This window comes from Trinickia diaoshuihuensis (assembly GCF_003390925.1).
Taxonomy (GTDB): Bacteria; Pseudomonadota; Gammaproteobacteria; order Burkholderiales; family Burkholderiaceae; genus Trinickia; species Trinickia diaoshuihuensis.
In genome coordinates this window covers 34,830-50,022 of record NZ_QUBS01000010.1, presented here as the reverse complement: position 1 = coordinate 50,022, position 15,193 = coordinate 34,830, and the positions used below count along the sequence as shown (strand labels likewise).

The following is a 15,193-nucleotide window of genomic DNA, read 5'->3' as shown; positions in this document are numbered from 1 at the left end:
AGTCCCATCACTCCGCCTGCAAACTAGACAGCGGCAAAATCGCGGTCACGGCGAATCCGGATCCGGAGTCGGTACTAATGCGAACTTCGCCCCCAAGCATCGTGGCGCGCTCACGCATGCTCAACAAACCGAATGACCGCTTCGGGTCCTGGTTCGACGCACCGCGTCCGTTATCGACGATTCGTACGATGCAGTGTGAATCTTCGCGCGCGATCTCCACTACGACTTCGCTCGCATCCGCATGCCGCGCCACGTTCGTCAATGCTTCCTGAACTATCCGGAATATATCGTTGCGGCATTGGTGATTGAAATTGATCGCGTCTTGATCGATATGACGAACGACGCGAATGCCGTAGCGCGCGGAAAAATCGTCGATTAAGTGATCGATCGCCGGGATCAGCCCAAGATCTTCCAGCATGACCGGATGCAAGTTGGCCGCGATGTGCCTGACCGATGCGACGAGATTGTCGATCATCGCGTAGATATCGCTCAGGGCTTGAGGGGGCCAAGCTCCATCCGAACGAGCGGTATTTTCCAACTGCGATGCCGCCATCTTCAAAGCAGTCAACTGTTGGCCCAGATCGTCGTGTAGCTCGCGGGCGATATGGGCCTTTTCCTTTTCCCTCACGTGTTGGACATGCGCCGACAGCCGCCGCAGCTCCTCGCGAGACGTGCGAAGCGCTTGCTCGTAACGTTTGCGGTCGGTGATGTCCGAAAACGCGATTGCGACCCCGTCGACGAGTTTGACGCAGCTTATCCGAAACCATCCGGAGATCCCATCTCCTACGTACTCCTGCTCGACGGTGGCCGGCTCCCCAGTCGTCATGACCCGCGCATACATGGCGAACAGGCCGTTGGCCAGCGATGTGGGGAACCGTTTCGCGTAGCTGTGTCCGATGACGTCCGCCGCGGGAAGTTGCCAAAACCGGAGCGCGGCCGGATTGACGTAGCTGAAGCGAAAGTCGGCGATCGCTCCCCCATCCGACTCGGGCGTGAGGATGAAGAAAGGATCGACGGCGACGTCCTGCACCGCCTTGAATCGTTGCTCGCTTTCCGCGAGGCGGCTTGTCGTAACCGAAAGCCGCTGCTCCTGTTCCATCGCACGAAAGGTTGCTTCTTCGCGCGCTTGGAACAGCGCCGCACTCAATGCTGCGCCGAGCACGGCCAGGACGGTCACGACCAGTTCGAAGATAAACTGCCGCTGGTCGAACCCATTCGCGGCTCGACTCACGCAGTATGGTGGGAATTCGGCGGCGGCCATCCCGACGTAATGCAGGCCGGACACCGCGATGCCCATGAGGACTGCGGCCGTCACGTCCTTGGTAAATGTTTGCGTGAGAGTGCGTAAGCCGATGAGCACGCGCAATGCAGCGTATGACGCCGCGATGCCGATGATTACCGATAGCGCGGCGAGTACAGGTCGATACTGGATCGACGGGCTCATCTCCATCGCCGCCATGCCGGAATAGTGCATCACGGCGATTCCCGAACCCATCAAGAGCGCACCGACAAGGATGCCGCTTGCTGTCGGGTTCGGCACCAGCACGAACGTCAGTCCGAACCAACAGACAAGGACGGCGGCCGCCCAGGACGCCAGCGTTGTCGTGAAGTCATACCCGATCGGTATCGGCAACCGAAAGGCGAGCATTCCGACAAAATGCATCGACCAAATGCCCGTGCCCAGCACCAGCGCCGTTGCTGCGGTCCACACCGCGCTCGCTCGCCTCGGCCTCGCGAGTTGAGCTCGGGCGAGTCGGACCGCAGCAAAAGACATCGCCGTCGCAAGCACGATCGAGAGCGCCACCAGCGGAAGGTTGTACGAGCTAGTCATGAGGCGTGCTAAAGAGACCCGGGATTGGTCAACCACCACGTCGGCCCGTGCTCGTTCGTACGAGCGCCTCGAGCGCTTGTAATGAGCAAGCAGAGCGCATGCCTGAAGCGCCCGGTTTGAATCGAGGCCTCGCGCGGCTCGCTGCAGCCCTACGCTGCGTGACCCGAGCGTGACATTTTTTAGGCAGCGACACCACACGAACAGTCATTGGGGCCGTCACGACTAAACGGCCGTTTTAGCTTTGAAGACTGCCGGCTGGGTGGATGGCAGGCAGTCCGTTGTCATCGGTTGGCAGAAATCATAACGATGTTATGGTTTTATATGGCCCAGACGAATCCCCAAACATTGACACCACCAAAACCGCAAAAAACCTTGCGCCGTTACCTATCGCTCGACGACTTCGAGCAAGGGGCGCAACGGCATCTCCCACGACCGATTTTTGGCTACATCGGCGGTGCTGCCGAGCGCAACGAATCGTTCGACGACAACCAGCGCGCTTATGCCGAGTACCGTTTCGTTACGCGCGTGCTGCGCGACGTATCGAAACGTTCGCAGTCCACCACGTTGTTCGGTCGTACATGGTCCGCACCGTTCGGCATTGCGCCGATGGGTATTTCCGCGCTCTCCGCCTATCGCGGTGATCTGGTGCTCGCGCAAGCTGCACAACGCGCCGGCATTCCGATGATCATGAGTGGCTCGTCGCTGATCCGGCTCGAAGCGGTCGCGCAAGTTGCCCCACAAACCTGGTTCCAGGCATATCTACCCGGCGAATCCGCGAAAATCCATGCGCTGGTCGAGCGGGTCGAACGCGCTGGCTACCAGACGCTGGTGCTGACTGTCGATACGGCCGTGCTCGCGAATCGAGAAAACAACGTTCGCGCCGGTTTTTCGACGCCGCTCAAGCCGAGCCTGCGCCTGGCCATGGATGGTCTCACGCACCCGCGCTGGCTGTTCGGCACGGCGGTGAAGACGCTTGTGAAGCACGGCATGCCGCACTTTGAAAATTCCTATGCCACGCGCGGAGCGCCGATTTTTTCGGGCCGCGTAGCCCGCGATTTCGGCGCGAAAGATCATTTGAACTGGACCCATGTCGACGAGATTCGCCGACAGTGGAAGGGCACGCTGATCATCAAAGGCGTGCTCGCTCCCGACGATGCACGCGCGGCTTGCGATCACGGTATAGACGGCATCATCGTGTCGAATCACGGGGGGCGCCAGCTCGACGGCGCGGTCGCGCCGCTGCGTGTGCTGCCGGCGATCGCCGCGGCGGTCGGTGCGCAGATGCCGGTCATGATCGACGGGGGTATCCGGCGCGGCACGGACGTCTTGAAGGCGCTCGCGCTCGGTGCCGATTTCGTGTTCGTGGGGCGGCCGTTCAACTATGCGGCGGCGGTCGCGGGCGAAGCCGGCGTCGATCATGCAATCGCCATTCTTCGCACGGAGGTACAGCGCAACCTCGGTCTGCTCGGCCTGAACGCGCTCGACGAGCTCGGCCCGCACCTGCTGATGAGAGTCGGCGCTTCCGAGCAATGGCAACAAGCATGAGCCGCGACGACGAACTCATCGACCGTTCGGTCGCCGCGGTCGATCGGACCCTGCTCCTGCTGGAAGCGTTCCTCGGCAAGCCGGGCACGCGGTCCTTGAGCGATCTCGAAGCGCAAACGGGCCTCTTCAAGAGCGTGATCCTGCGCTATATGCTCTCGCTCGAAGCACGCGGCTTCGTGCACAAGGAAGCGAACGGCGCATACCGGCTGGGCGTCAAGGCATCGCAGCTGGGCAAGGCGTTCGACGGCGGCATCGATCTGGTCGCGACGCTGCGGCCGATCGTCGATCGTCTGATGCATACGACCGGTCACAGCGCATCCGTCTATGTGCGCGACGGGGACGCGCGCGCGTGTCTCGTGCGCGCGGAACCGGATCGCGTCGTGCGTGTGTCGATCCGCGCGGGTACGCGTCGCCCGATCGACAAGACCGCGTCGGGGCAGGCGTTCGCGCGCTTTGAAAACCGTACGGCGGCGGCCTTGGCGAATAAGGGCGTGGAAAACGTGAGCGCGTCGTCCGGGGTCGGCGATCCGCTGCTCGCGTCGATGGCGATGCCGCTGTTCGGTGTCGACGATGCGTTCGTCGGCGTGCTCACGCTCTCGGGTGTAATCGGCGATTTCGATGTCGACGATCGCAAGCTGCGTGCCGCTCTCTACGAGGAAGCCTCCAACGCGAGCGCGCTGCTGGGCGCGACGCTGCCGGCGCAGCCGGTCACGCGTAAGGCCGCCGGACGTCGCCGTTCTGCGTCGACATAGCATCAACTACGCGCGTACATGCGCTCACAGAACGCGAGACTCGCCCCAAGCTTTCTCGACAGTTCCGACGCCGTACGCAATTGCGGCTCGATCAGCTCGCCGGTTTCGTGTGCGGCGCTCAGGCGCGATGCAGGCCCGGACAACGTGAGCGCGGCCATGAAACGATCGCCGGCACCGAACACGGGCGTGGCGAACGCGGCGGTGTGCACGTCGCGTGCGCCCGACGTGAACAGCGGAAACGCGGGCGGCGTATCGTAGATCGGCTCGCCGAGTCCCCAGAAGCGGATCACCTGGCTGATCGCGGTGTCGTCGAGCGGCAGCGCCGTGCCCGGAAGCCGCGTTTCGCGAAGGCCTTCGGATGGCTCGGCGCGAAAGAGGCACAGGCGGTGGCCGTTGTCGTGCACGTAGTACGATGCGCTTTCCCGTGTCTGCGCGGCAAGCGCGTGCAGCGCAGGTTCGACGATCGTCGATAGATGAAACGATTGCTCGTAGAGCTTGCCTAGATACAGCAATCGCGCGCCGAGCGAGTATTCTCCCGATTCGGCGCGCACCACGTAGCCCATGCGTTCCAGCGAGTTCATGAGGCGATACACGGTGGTCTTGTGCATGCCGGAGGCCTGCGCGAGCGCTGCCAGCCCAAGTTTCTCCTTCCCCGGCTTGAAACAGTCGAGCAGCGAAAGCGCCTTCTCGACAGCGGCCACCCCTTCATTTCCCATCGTCTTGATCTCCGGTCACTGCGTGATTAAGGATTGTACACAGTAAAACGCAGTTGCACATGGTAAAAGGGTAAACGCCGATGGTCTCCGCCAAAACACGAGCGGTATAGTCGTTTCATGATGTACAGCATCATTGCACACAGTACAACACACTATGTGAGGCCGCTTTCATGAGCACGATTCCCCCAGGACATACTTCCATCAATCGAGACATCGAGCGCGTATCGCCCGAACTCGTCTCCGCCGCCGGCAAATTTCAGGCGGCGATCCTGGCCGACGTCGCCGGTCGGCGGGGCACGATCAACGGTCGCGTGAAAGCGTTGTCACCGGCCATGAAGGTCGCGGGACCGGCGGTCACTGTCGAAGTGCGCCCCGGCGACAACCTCGCGATCCATGCCGCACTCGCCATCGCGAAGCCCGGCGACGTCATCGTGGTTGACGGCAAGGGCGACCAGAGCTGCGCGCTGATCGGCGAAATCATGGCGGCGCAAGCGCGAGCAAGCGGTTTCGCGGGCTTCGTCATCGACGCCGCCGTGCGCGATTCGCACGAACTGGCGACGTGGGACTTCCCGGTGTTTTCGGTGGGCACGAATCCGTGCGGTCCGACCAAGAGTGTCGCGGGTCGCGTCAATTTCCCGGTGTCGGTTGGCGGCGCGACTGTCAATCCCGGCGATCTGGTCGTCGGCGACGCAGACGGCGTGGTCGTGATTCCGCGCGCCGACGTCGCACGTATTATCGATCTCGCGGCGAAGAAGCTCGCGGGCGAAACCGCGCGCATCGCCGGTATCGCGAGAGGCGAGTTGCGTCCCACGTGGGTCGAAAAAGAACTGCGTGCCGCCGGTATGTTGGCCGAAGGGGAGGCGCTGTGATGCAGGGCGTCGCGAACAAACCCGTGGTGCTCGTCACCGCCGCCGATCTCGCGCCCGAGGCGCTTGCGATGCTGTCGGGGTTCGAAGTCGTATTCGCCGGCAAGCAGCCGGGAGAAGACGATATCGTCGCACTGTGCATGCGCCACAAGCCGGTCGCGATCATCGTGCGCTACGGCAAGATCAACGCGCGCATCATGGACGCGGCGGAAAACCTCCAGGTGATCTCCAAGCACGGCAGCGGCATCGACGTAATTGATCAGGCGGCAGCGGTTGCGCGAGGGATCGCGGTGCGCGCGGCGGTCGGCGCGAACGCGCCGGCCGTGGCAGAGCACGCGTGGGCGCTAATCCTCGCCTGCGCGAAAGCGGTGCCGCAACTCGACGCCCGCATGCGCGCGGGCCATTGGGACAAGTCGACGCACAAGTCGATCGAGCTGAACGGCCGCACGCTCGGCCTCGTCGGTCTCGGTTCGATCGGTCGTCGCGTCGCGGCCGCCGGCATCGCGTTCGGCATGAACGTGATCGCCTTCGATCCGTATGCAAAGGAAGCGCCGGCTGGCGTGAAACTCGTCGCGCTCGACGATCTGTACGCGGCGTCCGACGTCGTTTCGCTGCACTGTCCGCTCACCGACGAGAACCGCAACATGATCGACGCCGCCGCGCTTGCGCGCATCAAGCGTGGCGCGATTCTGGTGAACACGGCACGCGGCGGCCTGATCGACGAAAACGCGCTCGTAGACGCGCTCTCGAGCGGGGAGCTCCGCGCCGCGGGTCTCGACAGCTTTGCGGTCGAGCCGAAGCCGCATCCGCATCCATTCGACGGCATCGGCAACGTTATCCTGTCACCGCATATCGGCGGCGTCAGCGATGCGGCATACGTGGCCATGGGCACGGCCGCGGCGGCCAACGTGCTGGCCGTGCTCGAAGCGCACGCAGGCAGCGGCGTCTGACGAACGCACGACACCGAGGATACGATCATGTTTTTCCTCATCCAGCCTGAAGTGCGCGAAGCCGACGTGTTCACGCGCATGCCCGAGCGCTGGCGCAAGCCCGGCGTGCAGACCGATTGGGCGCGAGCGAATCGCGGCGGTCTGCCGACCGATTCGTTTCTCGAAGGGCCGGTATGGGATCCGGCGGGGTATCTGTTCGTCACCGACATCCCGCACGGCCGCATCTTCCGCATCTCGACGAACGGCGAATGGGAACTCGTCGCGCAGTACGACGGCGAGCCCAACGGCATGAAACGCTATGACGACGCGCATCTGCTGATTACGGACTATCGCAACGGTCTCATGCTGCTCGAGATCGAACGCGGTGTCGTGAAGCCGTTCCTGGAGCGCCGCAATTCCGAGCGCTTTCGCGGCGTCAACGATCTCACCTTCGATTCACGCGGCAACCTGTATTTCACGGATCAAGGCCAATCGGGTCTGCACGACCCGAGCGGACGAGTCTATCGCCTCGCACCGGATGGCAGGCTCGACATGCTGCTCGGCAATTGCCCGAGCCCGAATGGCCTCGTGCTGTCGCCGGACGAGAAGGTGCTGTTCGTCGGGATGACGCGCGGCAACTGCGTATGGCGCGTGCCGTTGCAGGCGGACGGATCGGTGAGCAAGGTAGGGCAGTTCTTCACCTCGTATGGACCGAGCGGTCCCGATGGCCTGACGGTCGACTGCGAAGGCAGGATCCTCGTCGCGAATCCCGGGCTCGGCCGCGTGTGGGTGCTCAACCATCGCGCGGAACCGGTCGAGGTATTGATCAATTCTGCGGGCACGTCGCTGACCAATCTGTGCTTCGGCGGCGACGACATGAAAACCCTTTACATGACCGAGTCCGTATCCGGGTCCGTGCTGAAGGCGCGGATGAAAGTCGCGGGCCCGTTGCCGCATCGCGCGAAGACTTGAGCAGCAAACGATAAGAGCGGGCCGGAAGAGGCTCGCCGAAGACGTCACTGATACATCGCGCCGCAGAGCGCCGTGGAGGAGCAAACATGGAAAGCAATCCGGCATTGCGTGCGACGCAGCACGCACAGCCGTCGCGGAACGGCAACGGTGCCTACGGAGCGGGCGCGTCGTCGGCGCATGCGATGTCCGACGCCGAATACGCGGCGAGCGAACGCACGCTAGCGAAAGCGTTCCGCCGAATTCTGCCGTTCATTTTCGCGTGCTACGTCATCAGCTATCTCGATCGCACCAACGTCGGCTTTGCCGCGCTGACGATGAACAAGGATCTCGGCTTGACCGCCGAACAGTTTGGTCTTGGCGCCGGGCTCTTTTTCATCGGTTATTTCGTCTTCGAGATCCCGAGCAATCTGATCATGCAGAAGGTCGGCGCGCGCATCTGGATCGCGCGGATCATGATCACGTGGGGCATTTTTTCGATGGGGACGGCGTTCGTCGTCGGACCGAAAAGCTTCGCGGCGGCGCGCTTTCTGCTCGGTCTCGCCGAAGCGGGTTTCACCCCCGGCATCTATCTGTATTTCACGCACTGGTTTCCCGGCAAATGGCGCGCGAAAGTGACTGCGGCGTTCCTCGTCGGCATTCCGGTCGCCAACATGATCGGCTCGCCTATCTCCGGCGCGCTGCTGCAACTCGGTGGTCTTTACGGTCTGCGCAGCTGGCAGTGGCTCCTGATGATGGAAGGGCTGCCCGCGGTGCTGCTCGGCGTTGCATGTCTTTTCGTGATGTCCGATCGTCCGTCGAAAGCTGTCTGGCTCAGCAGCGACGAGAAGCGCTCGCTGGAGCGGCGCCTCGAGCTCGAGCAGGGCGACATCGGCGCGAAGCACGGCAACAGGCTGAAGGACGCTTTCACCAACTGGCGCGTGTTCGTGCTCGCCCTGATCAATTTTTGCGGAATCGTCGGGTCGATCGGCGTCGGCATGTGGATGCCGCAGATCATCAAGCAGTTCGGCGTGGGTCATACGACGGTCGGATGGCTGACCGCCATCCCTTATGCGATCGGCGCGGTCGTGATGCTGTTATGGGCGAAGCTTGCGCGCCGCTCGGCGAACTGCATTCCCCACGTATCGGGTGCGCTGGTCGTCGCGGCAGTCGCACTGTGCGTGTCCGGCTTTACCGACGCGCCGGTACTGAAGCTGATCGCACTGTGCTTCACGGTGAGCGGCATCCTCGCGTTTCAGGCGACCTACTGGGCGATCCCCTCCGGTTTCCTGACCGGCCGGGCCGCGGCGGGCGGCCTCGCGTTGATCGTGTCGGTCGGCAATCTCGGCGGCTTCGTTGGACCGTCGATGATCGGCGCGCTCAAGCAGATGTCCGGCGGGTTCACGTGGCCGCTGATGGCGATCGCCGCGATCCTGCTGGCCGGCGCGCTGGTCACCGTATGGCTCGGCGATCCGGGCGCCGACGTGGGTGAACCGACCGTCGCGCCGGACGCATTACCAGCCAGCAGATAAGCATTATCCGGTCGTGCCATTCCTATAAATCGATAACTCAAATGCTTTTGGAGACTCCATGTCGTTGAAGATCCGCACCAACAAGAAAGTGCTTTCCCGCGGCGCGTTGTTTGGCGCAGCGGTGGCTGGCGCTAGTCTCGCCGCCGGTTCGGCGCACGCACAAAGCACCGTCACGTTGTACGGCATAGTCGATGTCGGCATCGAACACATCGACAACACGACGGCCGGTGGCGGCCAGACCCGCGAAGTGTCCGGCAACTTGTCGGGCTCGCGCTGGGGCATGCGCGGCAACGAAGACCTCGGCGGCGGGCTCAAGGCGATCTTCAATCTCGAAGACGGTTTCAACATCAACGACGGCACGACCGCGCAAGGTACCAAAGGCCTCGGCGCGAACGCGGCGACCACGCAGCGGTTGTTCGGCCGCCAGGCGTGGGTCGGCCTCAACTACAACGGCCAGCAACTCACGTTCGGCCGCCAGAACGCGCTGCTTTACGATGCCTCCGTGCCGTTCGATCCGATGGGTACCTCATCGCGCTATTCGATCCTCTCCGTGGACTACGCGATGGCCGCGCGGATCGACAGTTCGATGAAATACGTCGGCGCGTTCGGTCCGGTGACGGCGGCGGCCATGTACAGCACGCGTTACGACGCGGGCTACGGCAGCGAGGTGCCGGGCGCGCAACTCACGGGCCGTTTCTTCAGCGGCGCACTGACTTACGCGACCGGGCCGTTCGCCGCGACCGTGGTCTACGAGCAGCGCAACAGCAACACGGTCGCGACCAACACGGCCACCGAGCGGCGTGCGTACGCTGCCGCCACATACATCCTCGGCCCGGTGAAGGGTTTCGCGGGCTATCGCTGGCTGCGCGATGTCAACACGTTCCAGCCGGTCAATCCGATCGTCGTGCCGGGCGGTCAAGCGAGCACCGCGAACCTGTACTACGCTGGCGCTCAGTACAGTGTGACGCCGGCGTTCTCGCTGACCGCTTCGGCGTACTACCAGGACGTGCACGGCAGCAATGCCGATCCGTGGCTCGCGGTACTGCTGGCCGATTACGCGTTGTCCAAGCGCACCGATCTTTATGCGGTCGCGGGTTTTGCGCGTAACAAAGGCAATTCGGCGCTCGGCGTGAACGGTTATGGCACGGTCGCACCTGGCTACGACCAGACCGGCGTCACGCTCGGCATGCGCTCGAAATTCTGACGCGGACCACGCCGTGCAAATCGTCCACGCGCCCCATCTTCCGGTCCGACCGGACTGGCTCGCATCGCATGAGGAAGCGATTCTCGAGCCGGATCTGCCGATCGTCGATGCGCATCATCATCTATGGGACCGTCAATCGGGCCGCTATCTGACCCACGAATTTCGTGACGATCTCGCGAGCGGTCATCGAATCGTCTCAACGGTCTACGTTCAGTGTCGCTCGATGATGCGGTCGGCGGGGCCGGAGGCGATGAAGCCGGTCGGAGAAGTCGAATTCGCCAACGGCATTGCGGCGATGTTCGCGAGCGGCGCGTACGGCCCGACACTCGGGTGCGCTGCGATCGTCGGCGGGGCGGACCTGTCGCTCGCGGGCGAAGTCGAGCCCGTGCTCGAAGCGATGCTCGAGGTATCAGGCGGGCGGCTGCGCGGTATTCGCAATCCGCTCGCGTGGCATGAGGATGCGGCGGTGAGTTCGAGTCCGGTGACGCCGCCGCGCGATCGCATGTCGAATGCGGCGTTCGTGCACGGCGTGCGTATCCTCGGACGCTATGGCCTGTCGCTCGACGCGTGGGTATATCACACGCAACTCGACGCGTTGTACGAACTTGCACGGGCCGCCCCGGCGGTGACGATCGTCGTCGATCATTTCGGCGGCCCAGTGGGTGTCGGCCCACATGCGGCGCAACGCGATGTCGCGCTGACCGAATGGGCGGCGAAGTTGCGCAAGCTCGCCTCGTTGCCGAACACACGGATGAAGCTCGGCGGCGCGGGGATGACCGTGTTCGGCTTCGACTTCGCCTCGCAGGAACGGCCGCCGTCGTCGGAGCAGCTCGCCGCGGCGTGGCGTCCGTATTTCGAAACCTGCATCGACCTGTTCGGCGTCGATCGCTGCATGTTCGAAAGCAATTTCCCCGTCGACAAAGGCGCGTTCAGCTATCACGTGCTGTGGAACGCATTCAAACGACTGGCGCACGCGCTGTCGGCAGACGAGAAGGCGGCGCTGTTCAGCCGCACGGCCGCAGGGACGTATCGCCTTCAATTATCCGGAGACGACTGATGAAGACGAATGCAGGCCTGTTCCCGGCCGTTCGAACCGAAGCACAACAGAGCGACGGTAGCCGCTATCGGGACATCACAAACACCGAACGGCGTTCACTGACGCTGGCCGGCCTCGGCTGGACGTTCGAGAGCTACGATTCGTTCCTGCTGTCGCTGCTGCTACCCACGCTTGCCGTTCAATTCGGTCTTTCGAAGGCACAACTGGGCCTTTTCACCAGCATCACGGCGGCCGGCCAGATTCTGGGCGGGATCCTGTTCGGCTATGTGTCGGACCGCATCGGCCGCGTGCGTACGGCGTTGCTGTGCATAGGTATCTATTCGCTATTTTCCGGGCTGCTTGCGTTTGCGCCGAACGAGCACACGTTCGCGGTGCTGCGTTTTTGCGGTGCGCTCGGCATGGGCGGCACGTGGACCGCGGGCGCTGCCCTGATCGCCGAGACCTGGCACGCCGACCGTCGTGGCAAGGGCGGCGCGCTAATGCAGATGGGGTTACCGATCGGCGCGATTCTCGCGATCATCGTTGCGGGCATCGTCAGTGACGTGAACGGTGGTTTGGCGGGCAACGGGTGGCGTCTGCTGTTCCTGATCGGCGCGCTGCCGTTTTTCGTATTGTTCTGGGTCGCTCGCAAGACGCCCGAATCGCCGATCTGGCTTGCACGCCGCGCGGAGGCGCAGCGCGCTGGGCAAGAGGCGACCGGGTCTGGCGATCGAAAGCTGAACGTGCGCGGTCTCTTCACGGCGTTCGCCTTCATCTTTTTCCTGCAATACCTGTACTGGGGCGTGTTCACGTGGACACCGACCTTTCTCGTCGCAGTCAAGCACCTCGATTTTGTCCATAGCTTGAAGTTCGTGCTGTCGCTGCAGTTCGGCGCGATCACCGGCTTTTTGCTGTTTTCCGCACTGGTCGACCGGATCGGGCGGCGGCCGATGTTTATCGCTTATCTGCTGGTCGGCGCATCGGCCGTATTGGTCTACATCCTCTCGGCGAATACGGTGCTGCTGATGATCGCGATCTTTTTCACAGGGTTCAGCGTCAACGGAATCTTCGCGGGTGCGGGACCTTTCCTTGCGGAGATCATCGGCAATACGGCGTCGCGCGGCTTCTTCATGGGGCTTGCATACAACGGCGGTCGCCTCGGTGGTTTCATCGCGCCCTTGATCATCGGTGCGCTGGCATCGACGTCGGGCGGGTTTGTGCTCGGACTGTCGACCACGCTCCTTGCGTTCGTGGCTGCCGCCATCGTCGTACTTTTCGCGCCGGAAACGCGCGGCAAAGCGCTTTCATGATTTGCCCGCTTCTCAACGGTGGGTTCGCAGCGGTCCTCGCGCTGCCGCAAACATTAAGAAATGAGCGCCTCGGCGCCTGAGAACCAGGAGATTGGCATGGAAGTGGGACTGACCACCGACGCGATGCTTCAGCGTCGAACGATACGTAAGGTGACTTGGCGATTGCTGCCGTTTCTGATGGTCTGCTATCTGATGGCGTTTATCGACCGCGGCAACGTCGGCATGGCGTCGTTGCAGATGAATCACGATCTCGGCATGTCGGCGAAGGTGTTCGGCTTCGGCGCGAGTCTCTTTTTCGTGTCGTATTTCATCTGCGAAGTGCCGAGCAATATTGCGCTCGAAAAGTACGGTGCGCGGCGCTGGCTCGCGCGAATCATGATCACCTGGGGCATCGTATCCGCCTGTACGGCGCTGGTGCAGAGCGCTGCGACTTTTTACGCGCTGCGTTTTCTGCTCGGCGCGGCGGAGGCGGGTTTCGCCCCGGGCGTGCTGCTTTATCTATCGTACTGGGTGCCGAAGAAATATCGCGCACATGCCGTGGCGACCTTCATGGTGTCGATCCCTGCCGCCAGTTTCATCGGATCGCCGATCTCGGCGCTGCTGTTGCAGATGGACGGCATCGCGGGCCTGCGTGGCTGGCACTGGCTGTTCATTCTCGAAGGCCTGCCGACCGTCCTGCTCGGCCTCGCGTGTCTATTCATGCTGACCGATAAGCCGTCCGACGCGACGTGGCTCACGGACGATGAGCGCAAATGGCTGCTCGGCGCGCTGGCATCGGAAGACAAGGCGCCGAAGAAGGTTGCGGCGATGCCGGTTACGAAACTCTTTCGCAATCGCTATGTGCTGTGCCTTGCGCTCGTCGATACGTGCGCGTCCGCGGCGGGGAGCACGTTGTCGGTGTGGCAACCGCAGCTGCTGAAGTCGTACGGGCTGACGGTGATGCAGACTGGACTGCTCAACTCCATTCCGTATGCGCTCGCATCCGTGGTGATGATCTACTGGGGGCGCCGTTCCGATCGTCGCGGCGAACATCGGTGGCATACGGTCCTACCGATGCTTTTGATCGGCGTGGGGCTGTTCTCGACGTCGTTGACAGGTTCGCTGGCACCGACCGTCTGCATGCTGTGCGCGGTGCTGGTGGGTGCGTACGCGTTCAAGGGACCGTTCTGGACGCTCGCCACCGACATGCTGTCGAACGGTACGGTCGCCGCCGGACTGGCGACGGTCAACGCGATCGCGAATTTGCTCGGCGGCGGCCTGATGGTGAACGTGTACGGCTGGGTGAAAAGTGCGACGGGCAGCTATTCGCTGGCGCTCATGCCGCTCGCCATCCTCACGCTCGTGAGCGTCGCGACGCTGCTGCTGCTTACGCGCAACGGCCGCACCGGCCGGACACGAGCGATCGCCAACAATACGGAGACGATCTGAACGATGCGGGATTTGAATCGACGTCAATTCATGCGGCAGGGCGGTGCATTACTCGCGGCATCGGTGTTGCCCGCGTGTGCGGGTGCGCAGGAAAATTGGACGAGCGGCACGAAGCCGCCTGCGTTCACGCTGCCCGATGGGACGATCGACTGCCATATGCACATTTACGATGATCGCTTTCCTGCCGCGCCCGGTACGGCGCTGCGGCCGCCGAATGCGACCGTCGCGCAGTATCGCGAGGTGCAGAAGCGTCTCGGCGTGCGGCGCAACGTTGTCGTCACGCCGTCGACGTACGGCACCGACAATCGCGTGACGCTCGACGCGATTGCACGGTTCGGCAAGGATGCACGCGGCGTGGCGGTCGTCGACACGTCGGTGACCGACGCGGCGCTTCGCATGCTCGATGACGGCGGCATCCGCGCGATCCGCTTCAATCTGAGCTATCCAGGCGCGACCACAGTCGATATGCTCGCACCGCTCGCGAGGCGGATCGCACCGCTTGGCTGGCATATCGAGCTGGTGGTGCAGGGCCACCGTCTGCCGGACCTCGAACGCCAGTTGCTGGCGCTACCATGCCCACTCGTGATCGATCACATCGCTCATATTCCGCAGCCGGAGGGGCTTACGTCGCCGGCTTTCCGTACAGTGCAAAAGCTGCTCGGCAGGGGGAATACCTGGATCACCCTGTCGGGTCCATACGTCGACACGAAAGTCGGCGCCCCGTCATTCGCGGATGTTGCGCCGGTGGCTAAAGCCTTCATCGATATGGCGCCGGAACGGATGCTATGGGGCACGGACTGGCCGCATCCGACCGAGAAGGGCACGAAGCCCGATGACGCGAATCTGGTCGATGCGATCGCTGGGTGGATCGGGCGTCAGGAATGGCAACGGATGGCGTTCGTGACGAATGCGGAGAAACTGTACGGTTTTTAGGCACCTTGCCTGCTCGGCGAAGCGGATGAGCCAATGACGCTCAATCGCTCGGTATCTGGGGAACGCCGTCGTTTGTCATGGGAAGGGAAGCTATCTGGCCGTCGGGATCGACCCGGAGAAGTCGTTGTGACCCGGCCCGGCCGCCGGCCACGCCGCGCCAATT

General features: G+C 63.0%; 13 protein-coding genes. 11 read left to right on the top strand and 2 right to left on the bottom strand.

What is annotated here, in order from left to right; all coding sequences use genetic code 11:
• Positions 1-7 precede the first annotated feature (7 nt).
• The gene (locus tag DXT59_RS01465) at positions 8-1,711 is read right to left on the bottom strand and encodes an MHYT domain-containing protein (protein WP_162877896.1); all 1,704 of its coding nucleotides are present in this window, start codon (positions 1,709-1,711) and stop codon (positions 8-10) included.
• A gap of 441 nt (positions 1,712-2,152) precedes the next feature.
• Between DXT59_RS01465 and DXT59_RS01460 the strand changes: the two genes are divergently transcribed.
• Both DXT59_RS01460 and DXT59_RS01455 read left to right on the top strand, forming a co-directional pair.
• Positions 2,153-3,376: an alpha-hydroxy acid oxidase gene (locus tag DXT59_RS01460; protein ID WP_116135165.1), complete on the top strand. Its 1,224-nt coding sequence runs from the start codon at positions 2,153-2,155 to the stop codon at positions 3,374-3,376.
• On the top strand, positions 3,373-4,128 hold the full coding sequence (locus tag DXT59_RS01455) for an IclR family transcriptional regulator (protein ID WP_116135164.1): 756 nt from the start codon (positions 3,373-3,375) through the stop codon (positions 4,126-4,128). Before DXT59_RS01460 ends, DXT59_RS01455 begins: the two co-directional genes overlap by 4 nt.
• Positions 4,129-4,130: 2 nt before the next feature.
• On the opposite strand, the gene DXT59_RS01450 is transcribed toward DXT59_RS01455, so the two are convergent.
• Positions 4,131-4,844 carry an IclR family transcriptional regulator gene (locus DXT59_RS01450; RefSeq protein WP_116135163.1) on the bottom strand — a complete coding sequence of 238 codons (714 nt, stop codon included), beginning with the start codon at positions 4,842-4,844 and terminating at the stop codon, positions 4,131-4,133.
• 170 nt (positions 4,845-5,014) lie between these two features.
• On the opposite strand from DXT59_RS01450, the gene DXT59_RS01445 reads away from it, so the two are divergent.
• The 9 genes from DXT59_RS01445 (at position 5,015) to DXT59_RS01405 (ending at position 15,030) form a co-directional block, all read left to right on the top strand.
• Positions 5,015-5,713, top strand: a complete 699-nt coding sequence (locus DXT59_RS01445; RefSeq protein WP_116135162.1) for an RraA family protein — start codon at positions 5,015-5,017, stop codon at positions 5,711-5,713.
• Positions 5,713-6,660 (top strand): hydroxyacid dehydrogenase, encoded by a 948-nt coding sequence (locus tag DXT59_RS01440; protein ID WP_116135161.1) that lies wholly within the window; start codon positions 5,713-5,715, stop codon positions 6,658-6,660. The genes DXT59_RS01445 and DXT59_RS01440 overlap by 1 nt, the downstream gene beginning before the upstream one ends.
• A 27-nt stretch (positions 6,661-6,687) precedes the next feature.
• On the top strand, positions 6,688-7,611 hold the full coding sequence (locus tag DXT59_RS01435; RefSeq protein ID WP_116135160.1) for an SMP-30/gluconolactonase/LRE family protein: 924 nt from the start codon (positions 6,688-6,690) through the stop codon (positions 7,609-7,611).
• 86 nt (positions 7,612-7,697) lie between these two features.
• On the top strand, positions 7,698-9,119 hold the full coding sequence (locus tag DXT59_RS01430) for an MFS transporter (RefSeq protein WP_116135159.1): 1,422 nt from the start codon (positions 7,698-7,700) through the stop codon (positions 9,117-9,119).
• A 58-nt stretch (positions 9,120-9,177) separates the two neighbouring features.
• On the top strand, positions 9,178-10,323 hold the full coding sequence (locus DXT59_RS01425; protein WP_116135158.1) for a porin: 1,146 nt from the start codon (positions 9,178-9,180) through the stop codon (positions 10,321-10,323).
• Between the two features lie 13 nt (positions 10,324-10,336).
• Entirely contained in the window at positions 10,337-11,380 is a 1,044-nt protein-coding gene (locus DXT59_RS01420) for an amidohydrolase family protein (RefSeq protein WP_116135157.1), read from the top strand.
• Positions 11,380-12,669: an MFS transporter gene (locus DXT59_RS01415; protein WP_116135156.1), complete on the top strand. Its 1,290-nt coding sequence runs from the start codon at positions 11,380-11,382 to the stop codon at positions 12,667-12,669. The genes DXT59_RS01420 and DXT59_RS01415 overlap by 1 nt, the downstream gene beginning before the upstream one ends.
• 96 nt (positions 12,670-12,765) lie before the next feature.
• Positions 12,766-14,097, top strand: coding sequence for an MFS transporter (locus tag DXT59_RS01410; protein WP_116135196.1), 1,332 nt, complete (start codon positions 12,766-12,768; stop codon positions 14,095-14,097).
• Between the two features lie 3 nt (positions 14,098-14,100).
• Positions 14,101-15,030 (top strand): amidohydrolase family protein, encoded by a 930-nt coding sequence (locus tag DXT59_RS01405; RefSeq protein WP_116135155.1) that lies wholly within the window; start codon positions 14,101-14,103, stop codon positions 15,028-15,030.
• Positions 15,031-15,193: the final 163 nt, after the last annotated feature.